The sequence below is a fragment of the Yersinia sp. 2466 StPb PI genome (assembly GCF_041538325.1).
Lineage (GTDB): Bacteria > Pseudomonadota > Gammaproteobacteria > Enterobacterales > Enterobacteriaceae > Yersinia > Yersinia enterocolitica_E.
The window spans coordinates 3216407-3243067 of record NZ_JAULSL010000001.1 but is presented as its reverse complement, the minus strand read 5'-3'; the positions used below and the strand labels follow the sequence as shown (position 1 = coordinate 3243067).

The following is a 26661-nucleotide window of genomic DNA, read 5'->3' as shown; positions in this document are numbered from 1 at the left end:
AAATGGACGTTACGCAAGGTGTAAACTTATAGTTACGTTTGTTGGTGTATTGAAGAGTCGACTTTTATCGGGGTTAATTATTCAGATAATAGATAAACGTTGTGTTTATGTAATCAGATTCATAAAGTGAATATATAAGCACTGACGGAGAAAAAAATGATCAGAGTTGAGATGTTGAGTACCGGAGATGAAGTGCTGCATGGGCAGATTATCGATACCAACGCGGCATGGCTGGCTGACTATTTATTTAATCAAGGCTTGCCAATCAGCAGTAGGGAAACGGTCGGTGACTCACTTTCGGCACTGATAGAAGTGCTGACCGAACGCAGTCAGGTTGCTGATGTGTTGATTGTCAACGGCGGGCTGGGGCCAACCAGTGATGATCTGAGCGCTCTGGCCGCCGCACGCGCCGCCGGAACGGAGCTAGTTGAACACCCGGAATGGATCGCGCGTATGGAGGCTTTCTTCCATGAGCGCGGCAGGGTGATGTCGGCGACTAACCGTAAACAGGCACATATTCCGGCTAATGCTGAAATGCTGGATAACCCAGTAGGTACAGCGTGCGGTTTCGCGTTACGGCTAAATAAGTGCCTGATGTTCTTCACACCCGGCGTGCCATCAGAGTTTAAAGTAATGGTTGAACAGCAAATCATGCCACGTTTACGTCAACATTTTGATGTGGCCGAACCCCCATTATGCTTACGTATGACCACTTTTGGCCGCTCGGAAAGTGATTTGGCACAGGAACTGGACCCACTGCGACTCCCTGAGGGGGTGGTGTTAGGCTACCGTTCATCTGCGCCGATTATTGAATTGAAGCTGACCGGTCCTGCCTCGCAACATCAGGCGATGGAACAGGTATGGCAGCAGGTGAGGGAAGTGGCGGGAGACAGCACCCTATTTGAAGGTACGCGAGGGTTGCCGGCATTGTTAGCTGAGCAATTGAACCAACGCGGCTTGCTACTGGCGGTGAGCGAACAATTTACCGGCGGGTTGATGAACTGGCAGTTGCAGAGTGCTGGTGTGCCATTGGCGGGCGGTGAATTGCTACCGGCGCATTGTCAGGAGACATTAGACGAGATTGCCTGCCGTGCACAATCGTTATCTATGTTGTGCGGTGCGCAAGTGGTGCTGGCGGTCGGCGCTATGCAAAATGATCACCTGAGCGTGGCTCTGTATACCCCTGAAGGAACATTTGCTCAAACAGTACGTTATCAGGCCAGCCGTCATGGTCTGCGTATTCGCCAGGAAAGCAGTGCGATGCTGGCGCTGGATATGGTGCGCCGTTGGTTGAATGGTCGCCCGGTGTGCGGTCAGCATGGCTGGCTGGATGTGGTTAAGATTTTGTAGTTAATCAATAACTCTCGATTATAATATAAAGGCGCGTATTTAAACTGCGCCTTTTTTATTATATTCATATTATTTATTATCTTGGTTTTATATTTATTGCTGCTCTATTGTTTTATTTTTATCTCTTGTTTTATTTTTACACTTGCGTTACTTTCATTTTGTCTATTTAACTGCGTAGGTGCTGACTTATATCGATTTTTTTGAATTACTTGAATCGGGCGGTTTTATTATAATTCGTAATTATTTATATTTTAGTTATGTTAAGTGCCAATTATTATCAAATGCCATCACATGCCAAAAATGAGATGTTATCCTGACTGCTGGCTTGTGTTTGTTTTACCAAAGATACAATCGTCGGTTAATGTTCCTTTTCATAAAAATAAACTACCGCAATGTAAGGAAATATCCACATCTACTAGAGGATTTCTTTTATCGCATATTAAACGTTAAGGAAGGTAATTATGTTTCCTAAGATAAATATAAGTAGTTTGTTATGTGATAAAACACTGGTGAGATATTTTATCATATTATTGATAATGGCTTTTCTGCTAATGTTACCACTAAGTTTTGCCGAAAATCGCCCCGGTTTTGTTTGCGGAAAATTTAATGTTCATGTAATGGAAGTGCCTAAAGAATATATTATCTACTGGGCGGAATATGAAGGGAAAAGTTCCTGGACACCTGGCTTTACTAAAAATAAAAAAGGCTGCGATGCCAATTTTACCTCTTTACCCATGATAGCCAGTTGGCCGGATATGCAACCGGGGGATAAATCGAAATGGTATAAACAGGGGCTGGAGTATGAGGGATTAGCAATCAGCGTCGAGCCATTTAAACGATCCGATACCGATATCACCTATAAGCGTGACTTTTTTCTAAGAAAACAGAATGATAGAACCTTTGATTCGGTTGTTTATATCGATAAATTAGGGCTGTTTTTCGTTAAAGCCACCAGAAAATTATTCCGGGCAGAACCACAGGATAGGAATAGCCCTTATTGGTTTGATGAGGATGTTAATGGTTATTACTGGGCAGAAGTTAACGGGCAAGTGCCGGTGGTATTTGACTGTCAGTGGCTGCCGTTAGAGAAAAGATATTATATCTGTGAGGCCCGTTTTGTGATGCCAGAAATAGGCTCACTGGTTGAAGTCATTTTTACAGTAGAGAAATTACCGCAATGGAGAGCCATTGTTAGCAGTACTCAACAATTTCTTTTATCGCATATTAAACGTTAAGGAAGGTAATTATGTTCCCTAAGATAAATATGAGTAGTTTGTTATGTGATAAAACACGATTGAGATATTTTGTCACATTATTGATAATGGCTTTTCTGCTAATGTCACCACTCAGTTTTGCCGAAAACCGCCCCGGTTTTGTTTGTGGTAAATTTAATGGTCATGTAATGGAAGTGCCTAAAGAATATATTATCTACTGGGCAGAATATGAAGGGAAAAGTTCCTGGACGCCTGGCTTTACTAAAAATAAAAAAGGCTGCGATGCCAATTTTACCTCTTTACCCATGATCGCCAGTTGGCCGGATATGCAACCGGGGGATAAATCGAAATGGTATAAACAGGGGCTGAGGTTTGAGGGATTAGCAATCAGCGTCGAGCCGTATAGACGATCTGATACTGATGTTGCTTTTATGCGCGATGCCTATCTTAGACTTAGAAAATACGAGAATAAAACCTTTGATCCGGTTGTTTATATTAATGAATTAGGGCTGTTTTTTGTTAAAGCCACCAGAAAATTATTCCGGGCAGAACCACAGGATAGGAATAGCCCTTATTGGTTTGATAAGACGATTAATGGTTATTACTGGGCAGAAGTTAACGGGCAAGTGCCGGTGGTATTTGACTGTCAGTGGCTGCCGTTAGAGAAAAGATATTATATCTGTGAGGCCCGTTTTGTGATGCCAGAAATAGGCTCACTGGTTGAAGTCATTTTTACAGTAGAGAAATTACCGCAATGGAGAGCCATTGTTAGCAGTACTCAACAATTTCTTTTATCGCATATTAAACGTTAAGGAAGATAATTATGCTACAGCAAAATAGCAATGCAGGTAAGTTACAACTTAATGCCGCCGATCTGGTCTGCGCCCGGCAATTATTAGAAGCAAATAAGGAGAGTAAAGACCCCGGCCCGATGTATGATTTTTTAGCCAGCAAAGGCGATCGCTATGCCATATTAGCCAATGGTGTGGCTAGGGGGGATTCTATCGCTGGTGCCATGGCTATTCACAATATGGAAAGTGTGGGGGTCCGTCATAATAAACACCTCACTGAAACGGATATTAAGCATATTCGTTATGATATGGCGCACGGCTATCTTAATACCCAACAAAACGGCTCTGCCGCATTAGTGATATGAAGTTGGCAAAAGTTGCGTTGTCGGTTATTTAGGCGGCCAACAGATAAAATTGTTCTGCCGGTGATAATCCCTCTCCGGTAGGATGCTGAAGTTGCCCTTTACGTATCATGTGAACTAACTCAATACCTCCCAATATCGTCTGTGCCCGCCGAAACGATTTGAATCCCTGCATGGGTCGTATACGGCGTTTGATATTCCGTTGATCTTGTTCAACGAGGTTATTCAGATACTTGTTCTGCCTAACAGTAATGGTTTCTTCTTTTAGTTTGTCAGCGCTGCCGTGTTGGCGCCACTTTTATCGATGGTCACTGTTTCAGGTTCATCGCGGTGTCTAATGGCCTTGCTAAAGAAACGTAATGCAGCTGCAGCATTACGTTTGGTGGTCAGCAGGAAGTAGATGGTCTGGCCTGAAGTATCCACCGCCCGGTATAGATATTTCCACTGCCATTTGATTTTGATATAGGTTTCATCCATGCTCCACAGACGACCTCCTTAGCGTTTATGTCGGCGAAACGCCTTATCCAGTAATGGCACCAGGCGGATAACCCAGCGGTGGACCAAGGCGCTGACATTCCATTTAGTTGTTCGCTCCTGGCTGATCGCCATGCTCCTCCAACTGTTGCACCTCAACAAATACGCCGTCAGGATCGTATTCAAGCCGGAGTCTTTGCAGTTTCTCCCAGTTCTCTGCGGCGAAGCACATGCTGGTCTCGCCCGCCCTTGTCTCAAGATCGTACTCGTTGATATAACTGCTACGAGCAATCTCCTGAAGCTCGTCATACATCCGTTTTAACCAATATTGATTGACACTGTCATCTTTTGCATCATCCCACTGGGCGTAGGTCGATACAAAGAACTTGCCGTGTGCCGAAAATGCTGCTTGCGGATAGGTGGTCACACCCCGCCAGAGAATCGTTGTAAGGGTACTCCGGGACGGCGCGTCTGATAAATACCGGGATAGGATGGAAACCAATTCTTGCGTGTTATCTGTAAGGATATTGTCGGCATAAAACCTTTTTGATACCACCATGCTGTTGAACTGCTCGTAAATGGCCTCGAAGTTTGAGGGCTGATTGATGGCCAAGGCTGTAAGTGGCAGCTCTAGGCTGGTTTCAAAAGATTCGCGTAGCGCTTGCGCCTCTTGCGGGCTATCGGTAAACGCCAAAATATTTAACAGCACTGTTGGTGTGCCACCCGATGTCGGGGGGCTGACAGACATCATCACCTGAAGATTTGTAGGGGGAGATGCGTCTTCAAGTCTCGCCAATAAATCGTGCAAATGCGTGAAAGGTAGCGTATATGAGCTGTTGGTTATTACCCGAGGCAATGAGTAGCAACTGAGATAAAAACGGGTCACAACAAAAAACGAACAGGGTCCAGCGCCACGAGCGGCCCAGAACAAGTCTGGCTCCTGGGTTTCGGAAACATGTCGTAAACGACCGTCTGCGGTGACAATGTCCAAGGCTTGTACGTTGAATACGCTCATTCCTCCCCATTGGCTACAGTTGATCCCGAGCCCTCCCCCCAACAGGAATCCGCTGATACCCACTTCTTTTACATGCCCTGTCGGAAAAGCCAAACCTTTAGCCGCCAGTGCATGACTCAATTGACCACTACTGACCCCAGGTTCAACGATGGCGCGTTTGCGCCGGCTATCGATATCAAGTCCCTTCAAGCCGGAAATGTCCAACATCAGCGTATCAACGCGAAGAAAACAACCGGAGTAATTGTGCCCACTTCCACGCACGCTCACTTCCATGCTTCGCTCCTTGGCAAATACAACCGCGCGAATCACATCGGCCTCAGTCGCAGCGCGTACTATTCCAGCAGGTCTACGTGTTGGGCCTCGACCATTCCAGACGCTGGTGAGATACCACTCATCAAAGGCGGGATGCGAAGCAAGACGAACCTCGCCATCCAGTTGCGATGCCAGCTTCAGTAGAGACCGAGAAGTCTGCGTAGCGGCGGATATTCCCAGATCCTGGCTGACGATGGAATAGAGTCGTTTCGGTTTGAACTCCAAGTGAGTCTTGATGTGGGAATTCAAGCGGCCGCACTCGATAAGATTAATTCCTCTTTCGAATGCATAGCGATACACGGCAGACACACCCAAGGTGTAAGGGCTGAAATCGGAACTCTCAAAATCCATGCCGGCCGACCAGACATGGAGAGCGCCGTCTTCCTCGAAGCAGATAAAGCCGCTGACAATTTGCCCGTTCTGTTCTACGACGATAAGGCGAACCAAATCGCCGCAAAAATGGCAAAAAACAGCCAATTGTGATTCTGGCCAATAATAGGGCGTCCCCAGCCGTTTGGTGGTCAAATGATACAACCGGGCCAGTTTCTCAATTTCATTATCAAAGGGAGGAGCAAGTATTCGAACTTTGGCATCGCTGTGGTTGAAGATACGAAGCTGGCGTATCATTTCGTAATGCCCATAGTTGGGCAAAGGCTGCACAAAACTGTCAAAATCCGGAAAAGCATCCAGTTCGATTGAAAATTTATCCGCCATGTAGTTTATATTTAGCCCATTACGTTGAGCCTCACGCAAGAGCACACCATCCTGTACATTGAGAAAACAGAAATAACGTGCCTGCTCAGCCTGTGCGATAGCCGTAATAGCATCGAATATTCGTGCGTAAAGACTCGGGTCGTGACTTAACGTCGGTATCGTGGTATCCGTACAATGTATAATATGACTAAACAGTCCGCGCTCTTCAGATCCTACCGAGAGCTTAGTGGAGGAAACCAATAACCCTAACGGATCAACGGACCGAAATTCTTGAAGATAAATCGGGACCAGCGCAATCAGCCTCCCCTCGTCTCGCGCAAGCAAATAGAAAATTTTACTGACGTTTAACAACGGTGATTGCTCAGCCGCGATAAGAAATCGCAGATCGTAAAATAGGGGCGCCTTGCTTTGAAGAAAAAACGCGCGATACTCAGCAGGATCCAGGTCTTTAGCACTATTGAGAATATCAAGGGTTGTCGTCATTAAAGCCTCCACGGTTTATTGGATTGGCAGATAACTTGACTGAATGGCAATAGGCAACATTAAAAAAAACAGCATGTTACCTTTCTGCACCTTAATGCGACAGAAGCCCCCGCACTCCTGATTTTCACTTATTGCAACAAAAGCCTTTTCTTCTTATTGTGCTGTGTATCCACCATCTATCGTAATCGTTTGTCCAGTAATAGCTGTCACGTTATCTTCTGCAAGAAAAACAATAGTATGTGCAACCTCTTCCTGAGTGGTAAAACGCTTGTTTGGCATCATTTCTATAAATGTCTTTTTATTGTTTTCACTATGGCCTAAAAAACGATCAAACATTTTTCCTTCTACGGGCCCTGGGGAAATCGAATTAACCCTAACTCCAGTAGTTGCAACTTCCAGAGCTGCTGTTTTGGTCAATCCCTCAATTGCGTGTTTACTTGCAACATAAATCCCAGTGTTAGGAAGGCCAACGATACCAGCAATTGAAGATATATTGATGATGCTACCTTTTCCTCTTTCCACCATCACAGGAATTTGATATTTCATCGCCAGCAGAGTACCTAATACGTTGGTATTGAATACCAAATGAAAGTTATCTTGGGTTACGGCTTGGATCTCTGCAGTTTCACCTACCGTGCCTGCACAATTTACAGCTACATCCAACGAGTCGAATCGCTCCAGAGTCATCTCGATAAGGTGCTTTATATCTGATTCACTATTCATATCAGCATTAACATAAAGTACGTCTTTATTAATGAGTTTGAGGGAATTTAATATCACTTCTCCTTCTTCGGGTCGGCGACCTGAAAACACGACATTATAGCCCATTTCAGAGAATAGCTTAGTCGCCGCATTCCCAATCCCAGAAAGCGCCCCCGTTATCAATATTGTTTTTTTCATGTAATACCTATTTTTATAGAGTGTAACTCGATACATGCCATTGCCTTAAAAATACACTTATGGCAACTTCAGTTAATTTTTATTTAAAAACAAAAATTAAAACAAACATGACAGTTTAAAATACTCACACCCTACATATTCACCGAAATTTACTGTTCCTATACCCTAGACTAGGGAAAATGATTTTCACAGCCCGTTATATTAATATGAAATATTTCTTATGGTAAAAAACATATCTCAGTGTTAAATACCATAATTACAGCATTAATCGACATAATCAATTGTAGTTAGTGGGGGAGTTGAGTTTTCTCCCAAAAAAAACATCAATAATTCTTATTTAAAAAACAAATAAACAACTTAAATAACTAATTATTTCAATTAATTGTGTTTTATTTAAATAGAAAATGACTCTTTTACAGCATCTATGGATGCAACTAGCATTCTTGAATACACTGTATATACTTTCTATTAAACCAGTTATCGATAATCTCTTAAGTAGGATATGAATTGCAGATGACTATGATGTGACTAAATAGAAAGGAGCCGATATGATGGTAAGTACTGGTTGTTATCACATTTATGGCGTCTGTGGGACACGCGATTATAGCCTGTTCATTGATTATGTGTGCGAGTCGATCCCAACACATGAAATGTATTTATTGCAGCAGATAGAACTTTGCCCAGATCAGATATTACATGATTGGCAAGTTAGTCAGAACCCTCAGATTTCCGAAGTGTTTGAAATAGAGAACGTTTCCTCCGAAGAAGATGCTGAAGAAGCGGTCTTATTTTGGAGAGCATATTTTAGTTCACTTGGCGAAACGGTCATTGATGGCAGGCATGTAGGTGATACATTTAGTCGACCTTAATGAGAATGGTACACCCGAGGTGGAGAATTAAAAATCATCTATCAGATTAATCACGGGAATGTAAAAAAAAGCTATATTTAATAATTGATTTTAGATGATATATTTTATCTTTTTAATTAAAGATACATTCAATTTAAGTTGAAGTTTATGGTGTGTATATTATAGAAGATTTAAAATCTGACGTGCGGAGTATGTCTCATAAATTAATGGCTAGTAATTTCGTGATAAATATAAGTAAAGTTCAGATGGCAAACACTTTTTATGGGCCATGTTTAAATATGAAAAATACTGAATTAAATAATTTAAAAACGAAATTGTTATTTAATAACGATGTTACTAATGAGTTGAATTCATCATTTGGACAAGATGTCATTAAAAAAATGATACCGCATCGTGAGCCATTTCTTATGGTAGACAATGTGGAACTGATCAATCTGGAGCTCAGGTTAATACAAGCAATAAGAAGAGTAGACGAAAAAAACCCAGTATTTGATGGTCATTTCCCCAATGATCCTATATATCCAGGTGTATTGCAACAAGAGAGCATGTTTCAAACCGCGCTTATTTTGATGTATTTTCTGTTAAATGAAACGGCTATACCACCAGTAGAGGATAATATTATTAACGCGGTGGGAACTCGAGTCTATGATGTCTTTCATTTGTCTGCAGTACACCCCGGTGAATTAATGACTATTCGCTGCTGCATTACAGAGTACGACTCATTTATAGCCACTGCCATTGTTCAAATCACGGTTAACGATCAGATCGTAACCATCGGAAAAGGAGAATTTTATGTCTACTGATCGTATCGTTGTTACAGGCATTGCCATTAATACTCCCATTGGTGACACATTAGATCTCGTGGGCAATAATTTATTATCTGGAAAATCAGCCATTGGTTACTGGCGCAATTTTGATACCAGCAACATCTATTCAAAGATTGGCGGCCAGCTACCTGAGTATGATATTAAAAGCAAGTTGCACTCGTTTAGAAACCGTATCCCAGAAAGCGTGCTTGCCCGTGCGGAGAAGGTCTTTAAACAAACTAACACAGGTGTCCAACTTTCAGTATTGATGGCAATGGATGCCTGGTTAGACGCTGGGTTATTTGAACAAATTATTGACCCTTTTGATTGCGGAGTCATTTGTGGGGGCCATAACCTTTCTGATAAATATTTACTTGATCAGCAAAAGATTTTCTCTGATGAACCCGAATTTATTGATGCTTTTTCCGGGTTAAATTCGCTTGATACGGACCATTCATCTTCTGTGGCCCAGGTATTAAATACCAAAGGATTAGCCTATCTGGTTGGTGGCACCTGTGCTACGGGGAACATTGCTATTCAGGCGGCAATCAATGCAATTACAGTAGAAAAAAAACAGGTAATGGCCGTTGTTTGCCCAATGGCCTCTTTCCACCCGATGATGTTACATTCGCTGACGATTTTAGACGCTATCTGTTATAGCCAGTATCAAGATACTCCCACCAAAGCCAGTCGTCCCTATGACATAAATCGCAGTGGCTTCCTGCCGTCTGAAGGCGGTGCAGTCTTAATACTTGAGCAAATAGACCATGCCAAAAATCGGGGAGCTAGAATTTATGCTGAGCTTCTTGGTGCCAATGTTAACTCTGATGCCAACCATTTAGGCGATCCCTCTCATGAAGGGCAAGTTCGGGTTATTCAAGATGTCCTAAAGAAATGCAATATCTCCCCAGAGCAAGTTGATTATGTCAGTGCGCATGCCACCTCTACTAAATTAGGGGATATTGTAGAATTAAAATCAATTAAAAAAGTGTTTGGTACGCATGCGGAAAAACTGATTATCAATGCCCCAAAATCCTTGCTGGGGCACACGATGTGGTCATCTGGTGGCGTGGAAGCCGCGATAGCCATTTGGCAAATGAGGCAGGGTGAATTCCACCAATCACATAATATCGAAACCCTTGATCCCGAGGTCGAATTAAATGTTTGTGCCTTTGGGAATGTAAAAAAAGAAGTTAATATTTTTCTAAACAATTCTTTTGGTATGGGTGGGATTAACAGCGCTAGCTTATTTGGTCGATACCATGGTTAGCATGAACCTTTTTATCAGCGGTGGTGCCAGTGGCATTGGACGGAGTGTGGTCATTGCGGCTTTAGGCAAAGGCTGGAATGTTGGTTTTAGTTACTATAATAATAGGGATGGCGCACAACAACTTCTTGATATCGCCGCCGCACAGTTCCCACAACAATTATGTCGCGCTTATGAACTCGATGTTACCGACAGCGGCGCAGTAGAGTCAGTAGGTGACTGCCTTCTCGCCGATTTTAGCAATTTTGATGCGGTTATTTGCAATGCCGGGATAGATTTACCTGGCAATTTGGTTTCGATGACTGATGAAGATTGGGCTTTAGTACTTAATACCAATTTAAGTGGCTCGTTCTATCTCATTCGTTATTTCTTGCCTTTATTTCTTGCCAATAAATATGGGCGCATTGTCACTCTATCTTCCCTCGCTAAAGATGGGTCATCAGGACAAGCGGCTTATGCTGCATCAAAAGCCGGTTTGGTCGGGTTAACTAAAACAACGGCGAAGGAATATGGACGTTTCGGTATTACGGCCAATGTTGTTGTCCCAGGCTTAATTGATACCGAAATTATTGGAAATGACATTAAGGGTATTAAGAATTTTTTTGCTCAACATGCGCCAGTGGGAAGGCTAGGTTCCCCCAGTGAAGTAGCTGAGGTCATTTTATTTCTTGTAGCTAAAGAAAGTAGTTATGTAAACGGCGCGGTTTTCAGTGTGACCGGTGGCATTGACTGGGTTTATTAACTTCGGGATACCTTAATGAATAATATTGGTATTGAAAAAATCCGTATCTACCCAAGTAGCTTGGCGCTGAAGTTATCTGAATTGGCACAAGCACGTGGTGGAGACAACAAATACATTCAAGAATCTTTAATGGTTATAAAGCGCAGTTTAGTACCACAGTGGGAAGATGCGGTCACCCTTGCAGTCAATAGTGCCAAAGATATGCTCAACGATCAGGACCGTTCGGATATTGGTTTATTTATTATTGCAACAGAGTCAGGCTTAGACCAGGAAAAGGCTATAAGTACTTGGGCGCACCGCTATTTGAGACTGCCTGCGACTTGCCGTGTTTTTGAACTGAAATCTGCCTGCCATGCCGGAGCGGCGGCATTAAAAATGGCTGAGTCATGGATATCATCCGGTCTTAATCACGGTAAGAAAGTGCTATTGATCAATGTGGATATCAGTAATAACATGATTTGCCACGGAAAGATGGAGTATAGCCTTGGCGCTGGGGCTATTGCCTTGCTTATCTCAAATAATCCTCTTTTTGCGGTCATTGAAACGGGGAAATCGGGTATTCATACTCATGAAGTGACGGATGTTATTCGTCCTCTTCCTTGGAAAGAGGTCGCTTTCGATGTAGAAGCCAGTCTTTTCTCTTATATGGATGGACTCGAAAATGCTTTCGAGGAATATTGTAAACAGACACCTGATGCTCGAGAGAGTGCCTACTTCAATTATAATTTATACCACGTCCCTTTCCCTGGAATTAGTAAAGAAGCACATAAAATATTATTAGAACTCCAAGGGCTCTTTGGAAAAGAGGCATTAGCTACTTTATTTAAACAAAAAGTTATGCCTTCTCTATATTATTCGCAAGAAATAGGGGCAACCTATTGTGGCAGTATTTTTCTTTCCCTATTTTCACTGATTGTAAAAGCACCAGAGCTTCAACCAGGTGATCGAATTGGGGTCTACTCTTATGGTTCAGGGTCCTGTGCTGAGTATTTCAGTATGCAGGTCGGGGATCAAGCGTTAGAGATTGCGCAACAGCAAGGTACGGCATTGGACATATTGCTTGCCCAGCGGAAAATATTGGATATAGCGGCATACGAGCAACTGGAAAATGCGCGTAGTGCACAAATGCAAGGTAAAGACTATAGCTTAGACAGGGACAACTTACAGGACTGGTATACACAACATTACAGCGGGAGTGGGCTCCTTATTCTTGAGCGTATTGATAACCACTTACGGAGTTATCGCTATGCATGAATATGTCACTGTACCTATCAAATTTAATCCCAATTCATTAGCCGACTTCGAAAGCCGCTTTATCTCTGCGCTAAATAACGAGCGCTATAACGTTATTGTGCTTACGGGCGGGCCTACCTACTTTAGTATGGGTATGGATCTTACGTATATTTCTACCGATTATGACGCCAACTTTGTGTCACAGTTCTGCACTATCCTAAAAATGGTAAGGAGTAGCCATAAGCCAGTATTAGCTAAGGTTGAAGGAAATGTTATCGCGGGGGGAATTGCCTTACTGTCAGTCGTCGATTTTATTCTATCGAGCGATACTGCTTCTTTTAGTTTGCCAGAAGTCACATTTGGAATTACACCAACAATAGCCATGTCTTGCTTACTTGAACGTATTAGGCCTCATCATCTTAAATACTTCGTATGGAGTTCAAGTGTTATTTCGGCAAAACAAGCCCTAAAATGGGGTTTAATCGATCAGGTAAATATACTGGAAAACTTAGACCAAGATATTCAAGTTATGAGTAAGAAGCTATCTCGCGTTCCAACATCCGCTATAAAAGAAAGTAAGTTACTGTTGACGGAACATCATTCTTTCGACGAAAGGCTGGATTTAGGTGGGCATCTTCTGGTGAAAAAATTAAATGACTCTCAGACCATAGAAAAAATATGTCAGTATTTAGAAAACATCAAGTTGTTTAATGATGAATATGCGGATGACAAATATGAAAAAACTCTATTTAAGAAAAATTGATGAAGGCATCGTTTTTATGCATATTAACGATCCAGTCAACAATAATGCCATTGATGATGAATTCTGTTTACAGTTGCATGGTATTATCGACACGATAAAGAAAGACAAAACCATTAAAGTACTTATTTTAGTCGGATTGCCTGATATATTTTGTACCGGTGGAACCGAGGCGTTTTTACAAAGCCTAATCACACACTACAAAACTAATATTGAGCATGAGTATGCCAATCACCTCAAGAACTTTCTGAATATACCGATCCCAGTTATTGCTGCGATGGAAGGCAGTGCTACAGGTGGGGGATTAGTCTTAGGTTTATATGCGGATATTTTAGTCGCGGCGGAAGAGAGCCGCTATGGCATGTCATTTATGAACATGGGTTTCACCCCAGGGATGGGATCAACCGCCATGAGTAAGGCGGCATTTGGTTACTATACCGGTTTTGAAATGATGGTCACCGGTAACTATCTTAGAGGCTGTGAGCTGAAAGGAAAATGTTGTTTCAATTATATTTTGCCTCGCGCCACGGTCATGGAAAAAGCCATTGAATTGGCTACAGCCATTGCTGAAAAACCACGCCATAGCTTGGAGTTATTAAAAAAATACATGTCTATCGACAGACGAAAAACACTAGAGGAAACAAGCACCATAGAGGCGTTTATGCACCATATTGCATTTAATCAAAGCAATATTGAACAGCAAATACAAGACAATTACACGGGTTAGATATGCTGAATAACTTTAGTGAAATGACCGTATTGGTAACTGGCGGTACGAAAGGTATCGGGCGGGCTACTGTTGAAAGCTTTGTTAAGGCGGGAGCAAAAGTATATGGCACTTATTTTTGGGGAGACAATTTAGATGAAGTTGAAAACTATTTTTCTCAATATATCAATCGTCCAATCTTCCTTCAGGCGGATATCAGTGATGAAGACACAACCATACGGCTAATTGAAACCATTGCTCAAGAAAACAAAAGAATCGATATTCTTATTCTCAATGCTGCGTTTGCTCCCCAATTTAAAGATACTTATAAATTTAGGGGGCTGCTTGATAGTATTGAACACAACGCCTGGCCACTTGTCACTTATATAGATTGCATTAAGCAATATTTTTTTCAATATCCTGGTTATGTAGTTGCAATTACTTCCGAAGGACATCGTAGTTGCCATATAACAGGCTATGATTATGTTGCGGCATCGAAAGCGGTATTGGAAACATTAACTAAATACATTGGTGCACGGGAAAATATCATTATTAACTGCATTTCACCTGGTGTGGTAGATACAGAAGCCTTTGAATTGGTTTTTGGTAAAAAAGCACAAACATTTATTCGAAAATTTGATCCAGATTTCATTGTCAAACCTGAGGCTGTTGGCAATGTAAGTGTAGCTCTTTGCAGCGGATTAATGGATGCCGTGCGTGGTCAGGTCATCACCGTTGATAATGGCAGGATGTTTACTGACAACTTTACCAAGTGGATCGAAATGATTGAAACTCATTTTGTCGAGAAATAATGAGGGAGAATCTCCTCTATCACGAATATTACTCCGAGTTAACTCATATATCGCTCGGTATTATTCACGTTACTTTAACCTAAAAGGTATTAATCATGTCTATTTCCAAAGGTAACTCATTTCTTGGCCGATGGAAACTTGAGTCCTGTGTTGGTAACAGTGGAGGTATACATATTTATCCTATAGGTAGTGAACCGTTTGGTATGTTGACCTATACCGAACAATATATGATGGTGTTTATTGCATCAGGTAAAAGAACTCAATTTAGCACGGAGGATATTCGTGCTATCCCGTCAGAACAGATCGTGGCAGATTTTCCTAAATTTGAAACATATTGTGGCCATTACGATGTGAATCACGATAAAAACATCGTCACGCATTTTATTGAAAATAGCAAAATTCCCAATCAAATTGGCACTGAATTTCGCCGATACTTTATTTTTGAGTATGATAAGTTAATTCTTAAATCCACGGATGGTATATTTCTCAATGGGGAGTCATGGTTGTTTGAGCTTGTTTGGAACAGAGAAGAATAAATTTTTATTAATAAATAAGAGAGGATGTTATGGATAGAGAATATATTGCTAATATTGTGAAAAAACACATTATTAATTCTGTCGATGGTATCAAGGAAGATGACATTGATTTGCAAAAATCAATGGCAGACTATGGCGCAAGCAGCTTAGACATAGTTTCCGTTGTCTCAGGTGCTATGAGAGAGTTAAAAATAAAAATCCCACGTACTGAGTTAAAAAATATTAAATCTATAAACGGCCTGATTGATATGTTTGTAACGAGCAGTTCAGAGGCTTAGACATCTATGAACTATGGCCTACGGAGGGGCCATTTTCCGAACTAAAATAGGAAAGATTACCTATTTTTATAGCACCACCACAGTAAAGAGGGCGATACATGGCATCACATCATGCAATTTTATTTCCGGGGCAGGGGGCGCAGCGTCCAGACATGGGGGCTCCGATATTTGATATCTACCCCAAATTAGTGGCAGATGCTGAAGAAATTGCTGAGTTTAGTATTCGTGATTTTTTTCTGGATTATCCTGCGGATCGGTTTAGCAACACCCTTTACGTTCAGCCAGCTTTATATACAGTTAATGCTTTGTATTATCGTCGATATATTGATGAGTCTGGGGCGTTACCATTATTTCTAGCGGGTCATTCTCTTGGCGAATTTAATGCATTACATGCCGCCGGTGTATTCGACTTTGAAACAGGATTGCGTCTGGTAAAAAAAAGAGCCTTGCTGATGTCTGAAAGTCAGGGGGGAGGTATGGCTGCTGTTCTTGGTCTGAATGCTGAAGAAGTGGCTCAAATCCTTGAGGAGAATAATCTTTTTGATATTTCGATAGCTAATATTAACTCCGATTTACAAATGGTGATATCAGGGCCGATTGAGAGTATTAAACAGGCAGAAGAGATATTTTACGATAACTATGCAATTAAATATGTTGTACTGAGAGTGAGTGGTGCTTTTCATAGTACGATGTTAAATTCCGCAGCTATAAAATTCGGGGAATATATACAAGACTTTTCATTTTCATCGCCCACGATATCAGTTATCTCCAATAGGACGGCCTGTCCGTATACCGTATCCTCTGTAATAAAAAACCTCTCTGAGCATATTAATAAACCTGTCATGTGGAGGCAATCGGTTATCTATATGCGTACACACGGTGTAGATAGATTTACTGAGATGGGGGGGAGTTCTTTACTGCTGGATATGGTTAAGAATATTTTGTAGTAGTCTGGGTTTGAGGTCCAATGGTACGGAAGCGTACGATAGGGAATATTTTCTCATGGATTATCTCCCCTTCCTGCTGCCCTTGGCTTTACCCCAATTATCCCAAACTGGCGGATCTTCACGCTTGACCTACCCCAAAATCCTGCTCCATTCAGAAACATTTTTGAATTGAATTTATTAACTAATAGGGTTGTAACATCATAAAAAACAGCATGTTAGCCTTCCTCATTCTTAGGAGATAGCGCAACAATTAGAAAACACATAGTTGGTACTATAATCCACTGCTCAGCGCTGTATACAAACCATACATCTATAGGCATCCCTATAAGGAGATTCATTATAGACTGACGCAGCAAATCGCTGTCAGCAATCATCATTATTACAGTAAACCACATTCCTTTGATTAGAAGATTTTTTCCAGGTAGCTTCTCTCGAATAAATAACCAAATAAACACTTTACCCAGAGTCGGGATTAAAGCAGTTAAAGCAGCTATAACTACAATATAAACAGGATAAGGTTCCTGCAAAAGACCATCCATCCTACCTGCTTTAGTTGCAGCATCCATGTAGTCTAAAACCCATCCTCTTCCATATAAGACATGAAATGTGAAGCCAAATGCTGCTGACACTAATGTTACCAGACAAATACGTACCCAAAATATCATAAATTATTTCCTGCTATATTGTATGAAGAAGACATATTTTATCTCATTAATGGTGTTTCCTGAAAGTTGCATATACTAAATACTTTAAAAAATAAAGTGCCTTGCTCCGATATACGTTATCAAGAAGGCTCTGTCGCATTAGTGATATGAAGTTGGCAAAAGTTGCGTTGTCGGTTATTTAGGTGGCCAACAGATAAAATTTTTCCGCCGGTGACAATCTGTCACCAGTTGGATGTTGAAGCTGTTCTTTGCGTATCATGTGCACTAACTCAATGCCCGCCAATATCGTCTGCGCACGTCTAAATGATTTGAAGCCCAGCATCGATCGTATCCGCCGTTTGATATTTCGGTGATCCTGCTCCACAAGGTTATTCAGGTACTTATTCTGCCTGACGGTAATGCTTTCTTCCGCCGGTTTGCTGGCATTGAGTGTAGCCAGAGCCGCTGTATTGGCACCACTTTTATCAATGGTGACCACCTCAGGTTCGCCGTGTTGGCGAATAGCCTTGCGGAAAAAACGCAGTGCCGCCCCAGCGTCCCGTTTGGCGGTGAGTAGGAAGTCGATGGTCTGGCCTGCAGTATCGACCGCCTGGTACAGATATTTCCACTGACCTTTGACTTTGATGTAGGTCTCGTCCATTCGCCACCGCCGACCTACGGTACGTTTATGCCGACGAAACGCCTTATCCAGCAAGGGCACCAAGCGGATAACCCAACGATGTAACGTGGAATGGTCAACGGCAATACCGCGTTCAGCCATCATCTCTTCCAAATTGCGCAGGCTCAGGGTATAAGCCAGATACCAGCGAACACATTGTACGATGATATCAACGGGATAATGCCGGCGTTTAAAGGCGTTTCGGATCAGAGACATGGTTAGGCAACATCTTAAAAAAAAAACAGCATGTTACCTGACGATGTCTTAATGCGACAGAACCGTTTATTTTACCTGCGCGTTTCTTACATCTTTGCCTGCTTCCCAAATGCGGTATTTCACATCAACTCCTTTTGGTACATAAACCACGATCGGTAGGCGACTGTTATAGCGCTGCATAGCGGCGTCCCCCAGATTGGCGGCGATAAATTGTGGGCGGCGGGTGTTATCCGGGCAAGCCATCATGGTTGAGGCCGGTTCGGAGATTTTATCCATCACCAAATAGTCAAAGCCCCAGCCAGACAAGGTTCTGGTTTCCAGCTTGCCACCGAGCATATGGCGGTTGCAGTCAACTTCAATGGTTTTACCGATCAGCAATTCAACTTTGAAGCGGCTTTCGTCTTCTTGTGGCTCGAGGAAAATGACCTGGCGGCTCATGCCTTTTTCAGCTTGAGGATAAGGCGCAATCTTCTCTAACGGCTGTTGTTGATTAAGTGGTGGCTCAGTAGCGGCAATAGTGCTGGCAGAGGCGGCCATTAACAGGCTGGTTATGGCGATTGACAGTCTTTTCATCTTTTGTCCCTATGATTTTAATTCCAGATGCAAAAATATCATCTATTCAACAGGCTGATTATAGGTGAAATCCGATTGGCTGATTTATCTATCTGCTTAAAGCTCGATTTCAATATCGCCTTTTGGCTGACAACAACAGGGCAGGATCTCGCCGGCCTGAATAAAAGCTAAAGGTTGCTGCGAATAGCAGACTTCGCCTTTCAGCAAGCGCAGGCGGCAGGAGCCACAATAGCCAGAGCGGCATTGGTATTCGATGGGTACCTGATGATATTCAAGCGTTTCTAGCAAGTTACGGCTGTTCGCGGGCCGGTTAAGTCGAGCACCGGTGGTGCTCAACTTGATAATAGATTTCATGGATTACAGCTCGAAATCACTCAGGTCGTCAGCACTGACTTCTGAATCAATTTGACCGACCAGATAAGAGCTGACTTCAACTTCCTGCGGTGCCACCTGCACGTTATCAGACACTAACCAGGAGTTGATCCACGGAATAGGGTTGGTTCGAGTAGCAAACGGCACACCCAGCCCCACCGCCTGCATGCGGATATTGGTGATGTATTCCACGTACTGACACAGAATCTCTTTGTTCAGACCAATCATGGAACCGTCACGGAACAGGTATTCAGCCCACTCTTTCTCTTGTTGGGCGGCCAGAACGAACAGGTCATAACACTGTTGTTGGCACTCTACGGCAATTTCGGCCATTTCCGGGTCATCTTCGCCAGAACGCATCAAATTAAGAATATGCTGGGTACCAGTTAAATGCAGGGCTTCATCGCGGGCAATCATTTTGATGATTTTGGCATTGCCTTCCATCAATTCGCGCTCCGCAAAAGCAAAGGAGCAGGCGAAACTGACATAAAAACGGATGGCTTCTAGCGCATTGACGCTCATCAGACACAGATAAAGCTGTTTTTTCAGCTCATGCAAATTGACGACGACAGTTTTACCATTAACTTGATGGGTGCCTTCCCCCAGCAGGTGGTAGTAGCTGGTCATTTCGATCAAATCATCATAATAGGCTGAGATATCTTTTGCGCGTTTGAGGATCTCTTCGTTGGTCACGATATCATCGAAAACTATCGACGGATCATTCACGATATTACGGATGATATGGGTGTACGAGCGTGAGTGGATGGTTTCTGAGAATGACCAGGTTTCCACCCAGGTTTCCAGTTCTGGAATTGAGATAAGCGGCAGTAAGGCAACGTTAGGGCTGCGGCCCTGAATTGAGTCCAGCAAGGTCTGGTATTTCAGGTTGCTGATAAAAATGTGTTTTTCATGATCTGGCAGTGCGTTGTAATCGATACGATCACGGGAGACATCTATCTCTTCTGGACGCCAGAAAAATGACAATTGCTTCTCAATCAGTTTTTCGAAAATAGCGTGTTTTTGCTGGTCGAAACGCGCCACGTTAACGGATTGACCAAAGAACATCGGTTCAAGCAACTGGTTATTTTTATTTTGCGAAAAAGTGGTATAGGCCATGATTTCCTCAGGGGACAACAATGCAAGGGCAAATGAAGAATGGCCCGGCGATAACCGTATTTGCGATTATCGCGTAGGGCCAGAACTATAAATCAGATCTTACATGCGCCGCCTTCACAGTCATCATCACCCGGCTGACTTTGAATATCTTCCTGCACATCATCAGCACCGTCGCGGGTGTTTTGATAGTAAAGGGTCTTCACACCAAATTTGTAGGTGGTCAGCAAATCTTTCAGCAATTGCTTCATCGGCACTTTGCCAGATGGGAAGCGGGTTGGGTCATAATTGGTGTTAGCTGAAATCGCCTGATCGACGAATTTCTGCATTAAGCCGACCAGTTGCAGGTAACCATCATTATTTGGCATATCCCACAGCAGTTCGTAAGCATCTTTCAAACGCTCATATTCAGGCACAACCTGGCGTAAAATGCCATCTTTCGAGGCTTTGATACTGACGTAACCACGCGGTGGCTCGATACCATTAGTGGCATTCGAGATCTGCGAAGACGTTTCAGATGGCATCAGCGCAGACAGTGTGGAGTTACGCAGGCCGTGAGTCTTAATATCGTTACGCAGCGTTTCCCAATCGTAGTGCAGTGGCTCGTTGCTGATGGCATCCAAATCTTTCTTATAGGTATCGATCGGCAAAATACCTTGCGAATAGGTGGTTTCATTGAACCACTGGCAGGCACCTTGCTCACGAGCCAACGCGTTAGAGGCTTTCAGCAAGTAGTACTGAATCGCTTCGAAGGTGCGGTGAGTCAGGTTATTAGCGCTGCCATCGGAATAACGCACGCCATTCTTCGCCAAGTAATAAGCAAAGTTAATCACCCCAATACCTAAGGTGCGACGGCCCATCGCGCCACGCTGCGCGGCGGCAATAGGGTAATCTTGGTAATCGAGCAAGGCATCCAGCGCACGTACAGCCAGTACCGCCAACTCTTCTAAATCGTCAAGGCTATCAATGGCACCTAAGTTGAAGGCAGACAGGGTGCAGAGCGCAATTTCGCCATTCTCGTCATTGATGTCATTGAGTGGTTTGGTTGGTAATGCAATTTCCAGACACAGGTTTGACTGCCGCACGGGGGCAATTTTCGGGTCAAACGGGCTGTGGGTGTTGCAGTGGTCAACGTTCTGAATATAGATACGGCCAGTCGAAGCACGCTCTTGCATCATCAGAGAGAATAACTCAACCGCTTTTACCCGTTGCTTACGGATGCTGCTGTCTTGTTCGTATTGGGTATAAAGGCGTTCAAACTCATCCTGATCAGCGAAGAACGCGTCATATAGCCCCGGTACATCCGATGGGCTAAACAGGGTGATATCTTCACCTTTTAGCAGGCGTTGATACATCAGTTTGTTGATTTGGACGCCGTAATCCATATGGCGCACGCGGTTGCCTTCAACACCACGGTTGTTCTTCAACACCAGTAGGCTTTCAACTTCCAGATGCCACATTGGGTAGAACAACGTGGCAGCACCTCCACGCACGCCACCCTGTGAACAGGATTTCACCGCAGTCTGGAAGTGTTTATAGAACGGGATACAACCGGTATGGAAAGCTTCACCACCACGGATTGGGCTACCTAACGCACGGATACGACCCGCATTGATACCGATACCGGCACGCTGTGACACATATTTAACAATGGCACTGGAGGTGGCATTGATAGAATCCAGGCTGTCACCACACTCGATTAACACACAAGAACTGAACTGACGAGTTGGGGTACGCACCCCTGACATAATCGGTGTCGGCAGCGAAATCTTAAAGGTTGAAACCGCATCATAGAAGCGTTTCACGTAATCGAGACGAGTTTCGCGCGGGTAGTTAGAGAACAGGCAGGCGGAAACCAGAATGTACAGGAATTGGGCACTTTCATAGATCTCACCGCTGACGCGGTTCTGCACCAGATATTTACCCTCCAACTGCTTAACCGCAGCGTAGGAGAAGTTCATATCGCGCCAATGGTCGATGAAAGTGTCCATCTGTTCGAATTCTTCTGCGGTATAATCTTCCAGCAGATGCTTGTCGTATTTACCCATTTCTACCATTTTCGCGACATGATCGACGAGTTTTGGCGGTTCAAACTGGCCATAAGCTTTTTTGCGCAGATGGAAAATAGCCAGACGCGCAGCCAGATACTGATAGTCAGGCGCATCGCGCGAGATAAGATCGGCCGCTGCTTTGATGATAGTTTCATGGATATCGGCAGTCTTAATGCCATCATAAAACTGAATGTGTGAACGCAATTCTACTTGAGAGACCGAGACGTTATGTAAACCTTCTGCGGCCCAGTCGATGACCCGGTGGATTTTATCCAGATTGATGCGTTCTTTGCTGCCATCGCGTTTAGTAACAAGTAGGCTTTGGTTCATGTGTTCTTGACCTTTTATCCCCGTTCTTCATGCACAAACAGCACAAATTTACACTCTCTATGATTACGAAAATCATTGAGGCTGTAGTGTATTGTTCAGTATGTAAACACTATATGTAGGGGGTGGGTAGTGGATAGATAACAAGATAGTGAGTATTGCGGCTTTTGGCAAGTGAACAAGATCGCTTAATTGTGTGGATAACTTGGGGGTGAATTGTTACGAAACGCTCTCAGACTGCGCCATCACTGGATCTTACCTACTGTCGCTTTGGGGGATAAGATTTTACTGAAAATCTTAAAAAGTGGATCGTTTGCCGGTTTATTAAACATTAGGAAAATCCCCTTCATCTTTCGCGCCGTAGCGGTGTTGGCTATCCTCACTCACCCCAGTCACTTAGTGGACTAAGCTCCTGGGAATTTGTTCGGTTGCCGCCTTGCTACAACGCGAAATCTATTGGGTATTGTTTGATTTTTATACTCCCCACGCGATGAGTTTATTCGCTATCTCGTTGAGTATGCACCATATAATTCACATCAACATTACCGCCAAGCTTAAAACGATCTGTTATCGGATTGTAATGTAGCCCGATAATGTGGCGCTCACGCAACAGGGTTTGATCAACCCAACCGATAAGTTCTGATGGGCGAATAAATTTTTTCGAATCATGGGTGCCTTTCGGAACCATTTTCAATATATATTCTGCACCGACCACGGCCATCAGCCAGGATTTGGTATTGCGGTTAATAGTTGAAAAGAATACGTGGCCACCGGGTTTGACCAATTGAGCGCAGGCGCGGATAACCGAGGCGGGATCTGGCACGTGTTCGAGCATCTCCATGCAGGTCACCACATCGTAGTGTTGTGGGTGTGCTTGCGCGTGGCTTTCAACTGTTTCTTGTACATAATCCAGTTTGGTACCGGTTTCCAGCGCATGTAGGCGAGCCACTTGCAACGGCTCATAGCCCATGTCCAGACCGGTGACGTGTGCTCCTTCCCGAGCCATGCTTTCGGCCAAAATTCCACCACCGCAGCCGACATCCAGCACTTTCTTATCAAAAATACCGCCAGAGCGCTGTAAAATGTAATCAAGACGCAGCGGGTTAATGCGATGAAGAGGTTTGAATTCACCTTCTAAATCCCACCAGCGAGAGGCAACTGCCTCAAATTTAGCGATTTCTTGCTCGTCGACATTCTGATGGCTAGCTGTGTTATCTACACGCATGGAGAGTTCTCACTGTTCTGTTTCTTTGCGCAGATTATACATGTTCCCTTCCAATTGACGCAGAATAATACCGTTAAGTTAGGCGGATAAGCCCGACATAAAGTCGTTTCGACAAACATCACGTAGTTTCGCCAAAATCTGGGTTTTGTGATATAGTTTCGTACCTTTAAATCCGGTAATTAGTAGAGGGATAGCGGCTCAATGAGCGACCTTGCCAGAGAAATAACACCGGTCAACATCGAGGAAGAGCTGAAAAGCTCCTATCTGGATTATGCGATGTCCGTTATTGTCGGACGTGCTTTACCAGATGTCCGGGATGGACTGAAACCGGTGCACCGTCGCGTACTGTATGCGATGAATGTACTGGGTAATGACTGGAATAAACCATACAAAAAATCGGCCCGTGTAGTCGGGGACGTTATCGGTAAATATCACCCGCATGGTGACAGCGCGGTCTACGACACAATTGTGCGTATGGCCCAGCCGTTCTCACTGCGCTATATGCTGGTGGATGGGCAGGGCAACTTCGGTTCCGTCGATGGCGATTCTGCTGCGGCGATGCGTTATACCGAAATCCGTATGTCTAAAATTGCTCACGAATTGTTAGCGGATTTAGAAAAAGATACCGTTGACTTCGTGCCTAACTATGATGGTACGGAACAGATCCCCGCAGTGATGCCAACCCGAATCCCTAACCTGTTGGTTAACGGTTCGTCAGGTATTGCCGTAGGGATGGCAACCAATATTCCGCCACATAACCTGTCTGAGGTTATTGATGGCTGTCTGGCTCTGATCGAAGATGAAAACATCACCATTGAAGGGTTGATGGAGTTCATTCCAGGTCCAGATTTCCCAACAGCCGCCATTATTAATGGTCGCCGTGGTATTGAAGAGGCTTATCGTACTGGCCGTGGCAAGGTCTATATCCGTGCCCGTGCTGAAGTTGAAGCTGACGCGAAAACCGGCCGTGAAACCATTATTGTTCACGAGATCCCGTATCAGGTGAACAAAGCACGGTTGATTGAGAAAATCGCTGAGCTGGTCAAAGAGAAACGCGTAGAAGGCATCAGCGCGTTACGTGATGAGTCTGATAAAGACGGCATGCGTATCGTGATTGAGATTAAACGTGACGCCGTCGGGGAAGTGGTTCTAAATAACCTCTATTCACTGACGCAACTTCAGGTGACTTTCGGTATCAATATGGTGGCTCTGTCTCAAGGGCAGCCTAAATTGCTTAACCTGAAAGACATTCTGGTTGCATTTGTGCGCCACCGTCGTGAAGTGGTGACGCGTCGTACCATTTTTGAACTGCGTAAAGCACGTGACCGCGCACACATCCTTGAAGCATTGGCAATTGCACTGGCTAACATCGATCCGATTATCGAATTGATCCGCCGTGCCGCCACTCCTGCTGAAGCCAAAGCGGGCTTGATTGCCAATTCATGGGAATTAGGCAACGTGGCGTCAATGTTGGAACGTGCCGGTGATGACGCTGCCCGCCCTGAGTGGCTGGAAGCTGAATACGGTATCCGTGACGGCAGATATTTCCTCACCGAGCAACAAGCTCAGGCAATCTTGGATCTGCGTTTGCAGAAACTGACGGGCCTGGAGCATGAAAAACTGCTGGATGAGTATAAAGAGCTGTTGACCTTAATTGGTGAGTTGATCTTTATTCTGGAAAACCCGGATCGCCTGATGGAGGTTATCCGTGAAGAATTGGTTGCTATCAAAGAGCAATATAACGACGCACGTCGTACTGAGATAACGGCTAATACTTCCGACATCAACATCGAAGATCTGATTAATCAGGAAGATGTGGTTGTGACGCTGTCCCATCAGGGCTACGTCAAATATCAACCGCTGACGGATTACGAAGCTCAGCGCCGTGGTGGTAAAGGTAAGTCGGCTGCCCGTATCAAAGAAGAAGACTTCATTGATCGTCTGTTGGTTGCCAATACCCATGATACTATTTTGTGCTTCTCCAGCCGTGGCCGTCTCTATTGGATGAAGGTCTATCAGTTGCCAGAAGCCAGCCGTGGTGCACGTGGTCGTCCGATCGTCAACTTATTGCCGCTTGAGCCAAATGAGCGTATTACCGCCATTCTGCCAGTGCGGGAATATGAAGAAGGCCGTCACATCTTTATGGCGACCGCCAGCGGCACTGTGAAGAAAACCGCTTTGACCGAGTTCAGTCGTCCACGCAGCGCCGGTATTATTGCCGTCAATCTGAATGAAGGCGATGAGCTGATTGGTGTGGATCTGACCGATGGCAGCAATGAAGTCATGCTGTTCTCTGCATTGGGTAAAGTGGTTCGCTTCCCTGAGTCACAGGTCCGTTCGATGGGCCGTACTGCGACCGGTGTACGTGGTATCAACCTCAATGGTGATGATCGGGTTATTTCTCTGATTATCCCACGTGGTGATGGCGAAATCTTGACTGTGACTGAAAACGGTTATGGTAAGCGTACCGCAGTGGAAGAGTACCCAACCAAGTCCCGTGCGACTCAGGGTGTTATCTCCATTAAAGTCAGTGAGCGTAATGGTAAGGTTGTGGGGGCTGTTCAGGTGGCTCCGACTGACCAGATCATGATGATCACCGATGCGGGTACTCTGGTGCGTACTCGCGTATCTGAGGTGAGTGTCGTGGGGCGTAATACCCAAGGTGTGACGCTGATCCGTACCGCAGAAGATGAGCATGTCGTTGGTCTGCAACGTGTTGCTGAGCCAGAAGAGGATGATGAAATCCTTGATGGCGAATCATTAGAAGGTGAAGAGGGCGGCGAAGACGATGCTGCACTGAATACACCAGAAGATGAAGATGCTGCTGATGAAGCAGAAGAAGGCGATGCTGAAGATGAGGACGACAACGTATAATGCGTTGTTGAAAACA

At 44.0% G+C, this 26661-nt stretch carries 24 protein-coding genes and 2 pseudogenes; 16 read left to right on the top strand and 10 right to left on the bottom strand.

Annotated features, from left to right (window positions below; all coding sequences use genetic code 11):
- Window positions 1-156 precede the first annotated feature (156 nt).
- The 4 genes and pseudogenes from Q2T72_RS14680 to Q2T72_RS14665 form a co-directional block, all read left to right on the top strand.
- On the top strand, window positions 157-1350 hold the full coding sequence (locus Q2T72_RS14680; protein ID WP_372569371.1) for a nicotinamide mononucleotide deamidase-related protein YfaY: 1194 nt from the start codon (window positions 157-159) through the stop codon (window positions 1348-1350).
- A 461-nt stretch (window positions 1351-1811) separates the two neighbouring features.
- On the top strand, window positions 1812-2585 hold the full coding sequence (locus tag Q2T72_RS14675; RefSeq protein WP_372569370.1) for a hypothetical protein: 774 nt from the start codon (window positions 1812-1814) through the stop codon (window positions 2583-2585).
- 86 nt (window positions 2586-2671) lie between these two features.
- A complete protein-coding gene (locus Q2T72_RS14670) occupies window positions 2672-3376 on the top strand; it encodes a hypothetical protein (RefSeq protein ID WP_372569901.1) in 705 nt (234 codons plus the stop codon).
- Window positions 3377-3387: 11 nt separating this feature from the next.
- Window positions 3388-3696: pseudogene (locus Q2T72_RS14665) on the top strand (hypothetical protein); the annotation flags it as partial.
- Between the two features lie 52 nt (window positions 3697-3748).
- Here the strand turns inward: Q2T72_RS14665 and Q2T72_RS14660 are convergent.
- The 3 genes and pseudogenes from Q2T72_RS14660 to Q2T72_RS14650 form a co-directional block, all read right to left on the bottom strand.
- Window positions 3749-4278: pseudogene (locus Q2T72_RS14660) on the bottom strand (IS6 family transposase); the annotation flags it as partial.
- A 19-nt stretch (window positions 4279-4297) separates the two neighbouring features.
- Window positions 4298-6715, bottom strand: coding sequence for a GNAT family N-acetyltransferase (locus tag Q2T72_RS14655; protein ID WP_083158285.1), 2418 nt, complete (start codon window positions 6713-6715; stop codon window positions 4298-4300).
- Between the two features lie 153 nt (window positions 6716-6868).
- Window positions 6869-7615, bottom strand: a complete 747-nt coding sequence (locus tag Q2T72_RS14650; protein ID WP_083163536.1) for an SDR family NAD(P)-dependent oxidoreductase — start codon at window positions 7613-7615, stop codon at window positions 6869-6871.
- Between the two features lie 650 nt (window positions 7616-8265).
- Between Q2T72_RS14650 and Q2T72_RS14645 the strand changes: the two genes are divergently transcribed.
- The 11 genes from Q2T72_RS14645 (at window position 8266) to fabD (ending at window position 16571) form a co-directional block, all read left to right on the top strand.
- Window positions 8266-8484, top strand: coding sequence for a hypothetical protein (locus Q2T72_RS14645; RefSeq protein ID WP_050691900.1), 219 nt, complete (start codon window positions 8266-8268; stop codon window positions 8482-8484).
- Between the two features lie 278 nt (window positions 8485-8762).
- Complete coding sequence (locus Q2T72_RS14640; RefSeq protein ID WP_083163538.1) at window positions 8763-9287, top strand: 3-hydroxyacyl-ACP dehydratase FabZ family protein; 525 nt, start codon at window positions 8763-8765, stop codon at window positions 9285-9287.
- On the top strand, window positions 9277-10560 hold the full coding sequence (locus tag Q2T72_RS14635) for a beta-ketoacyl-[acyl-carrier-protein] synthase family protein (protein ID WP_083158286.1): 1284 nt from the start codon (window positions 9277-9279) through the stop codon (window positions 10558-10560). Before Q2T72_RS14640 ends, Q2T72_RS14635 begins: the two co-directional genes overlap by 11 nt.
- Window position 10561: 1 nt before the next feature.
- Window positions 10562-11299, top strand: a complete 738-nt coding sequence (locus Q2T72_RS14630; protein ID WP_083158287.1) for an SDR family NAD(P)-dependent oxidoreductase — start codon at window positions 10562-10564, stop codon at window positions 11297-11299.
- Between the two features lie 15 nt (window positions 11300-11314).
- Window positions 11315-12553, top strand: a complete 1239-nt coding sequence (locus Q2T72_RS14625; RefSeq protein ID WP_083158288.1) for a hydroxymethylglutaryl-CoA synthase family protein — start codon at window positions 11315-11317, stop codon at window positions 12551-12553.
- Window positions 12546-13295, top strand: a complete 750-nt coding sequence (locus tag Q2T72_RS14620; RefSeq protein ID WP_083158289.1) for an enoyl-CoA hydratase/isomerase family protein — start codon at window positions 12546-12548, stop codon at window positions 13293-13295. The genes Q2T72_RS14625 and Q2T72_RS14620 overlap by 8 nt, the downstream gene beginning before the upstream one ends.
- A complete protein-coding gene (locus Q2T72_RS14615; RefSeq protein WP_083158290.1) occupies window positions 13267-14019 on the top strand; it encodes a polyketide synthase in 753 nt (250 codons plus the stop codon). Before Q2T72_RS14620 ends, Q2T72_RS14615 begins: the two co-directional genes overlap by 29 nt.
- Before the next feature lie 2 nt (window positions 14020-14021).
- Window positions 14022-14810: an SDR family oxidoreductase gene (locus tag Q2T72_RS14610; protein WP_372569369.1), complete on the top strand. Its 789-nt coding sequence runs from the start codon at window positions 14022-14024 to the stop codon at window positions 14808-14810.
- Between the two features lie 95 nt (window positions 14811-14905).
- Window positions 14906-15346 (top strand): lipocalin-like domain-containing protein, encoded by a 441-nt coding sequence (locus Q2T72_RS14605; protein ID WP_083158292.1) that lies wholly within the window; start codon window positions 14906-14908, stop codon window positions 15344-15346.
- A 29-nt stretch (window positions 15347-15375) separates the two neighbouring features.
- Window positions 15376-15624: an acyl carrier protein gene (locus Q2T72_RS14600; protein ID WP_083158293.1), complete on the top strand. Its 249-nt coding sequence runs from the start codon at window positions 15376-15378 to the stop codon at window positions 15622-15624.
- A gap of 98 nt (window positions 15625-15722) precedes the next feature.
- Window positions 15723-16571 carry an ACP S-malonyltransferase gene (fabD, locus tag Q2T72_RS14595; protein WP_083158294.1) on the top strand — a complete coding sequence of 283 codons (849 nt, stop codon included), beginning with the start codon at window positions 15723-15725 and terminating at the stop codon, window positions 16569-16571.
- 215 nt (window positions 16572-16786) lie between these two features.
- Here fabD and Q2T72_RS14590 read toward each other — a convergent pair whose 3' ends face one another.
- The 7 genes from Q2T72_RS14590 to ubiG all read right to left on the bottom strand — a co-directional run bounded on the left by Q2T72_RS14590 (window position 16787) and on the right by ubiG (window position 23771).
- Window positions 16787-17236, bottom strand: coding sequence for a hypothetical protein (locus Q2T72_RS14590; protein WP_083158295.1), 450 nt, complete (start codon window positions 17234-17236; stop codon window positions 16787-16789).
- Window positions 17237-17414: 178 nt separating this feature from the next.
- Complete coding sequence (locus Q2T72_RS14585; RefSeq protein ID WP_083158296.1) at window positions 17415-18110, bottom strand: IS6 family transposase; 696 nt, start codon at window positions 18108-18110, stop codon at window positions 17415-17417.
- Window positions 18111-18176: 66 nt separating this feature from the next.
- The gene (gene eco / locus Q2T72_RS14580) at window positions 18177-18683 is read right to left on the bottom strand and encodes a serine protease inhibitor ecotin (RefSeq protein WP_372569368.1); all 507 of its coding nucleotides are present in this window, start codon (window positions 18681-18683) and stop codon (window positions 18177-18179) included.
- 96 nt (window positions 18684-18779) lie between these two features.
- Window positions 18780-19037 (bottom strand): class I ribonucleotide reductase maintenance protein YfaE, encoded by a 258-nt coding sequence (gene yfaE, locus Q2T72_RS14575; protein WP_372569367.1) that lies wholly within the window; start codon window positions 19035-19037, stop codon window positions 18780-18782.
- Window positions 19038-19040: 3 nt separating this feature from the next.
- Entirely contained in the window at window positions 19041-20171 is a 1131-nt protein-coding gene (nrdB, locus tag Q2T72_RS14570) for a class Ia ribonucleoside-diphosphate reductase subunit beta (protein WP_083158298.1), read from the bottom strand.
- A 92-nt stretch (window positions 20172-20263) separates the two neighbouring features.
- Complete coding sequence (gene nrdA / locus Q2T72_RS14565) at window positions 20264-22549, bottom strand: class 1a ribonucleoside-diphosphate reductase subunit alpha (RefSeq protein ID WP_083158299.1); 2286 nt, start codon at window positions 22547-22549, stop codon at window positions 20264-20266.
- A 493-nt stretch (window positions 22550-23042) separates the two neighbouring features.
- Window positions 23043-23771 (bottom strand): bifunctional 2-polyprenyl-6-hydroxyphenol methylase/3-demethylubiquinol 3-O-methyltransferase UbiG, encoded by a 729-nt coding sequence (ubiG, locus tag Q2T72_RS14560; protein WP_372559445.1) that lies wholly within the window; start codon window positions 23769-23771, stop codon window positions 23043-23045.
- A gap of 201 nt (window positions 23772-23972) precedes the next feature.
- On the opposite strand from ubiG, the gene gyrA reads away from it, so the two are divergent.
- Window positions 23973-26645: a DNA topoisomerase (ATP-hydrolyzing) subunit A gene (gyrA, locus tag Q2T72_RS14555; protein WP_083158301.1), complete on the top strand. Its 2673-nt coding sequence runs from the start codon at window positions 23973-23975 to the stop codon at window positions 26643-26645.
- Window positions 26646-26661: the final 16 nt, after the last annotated feature.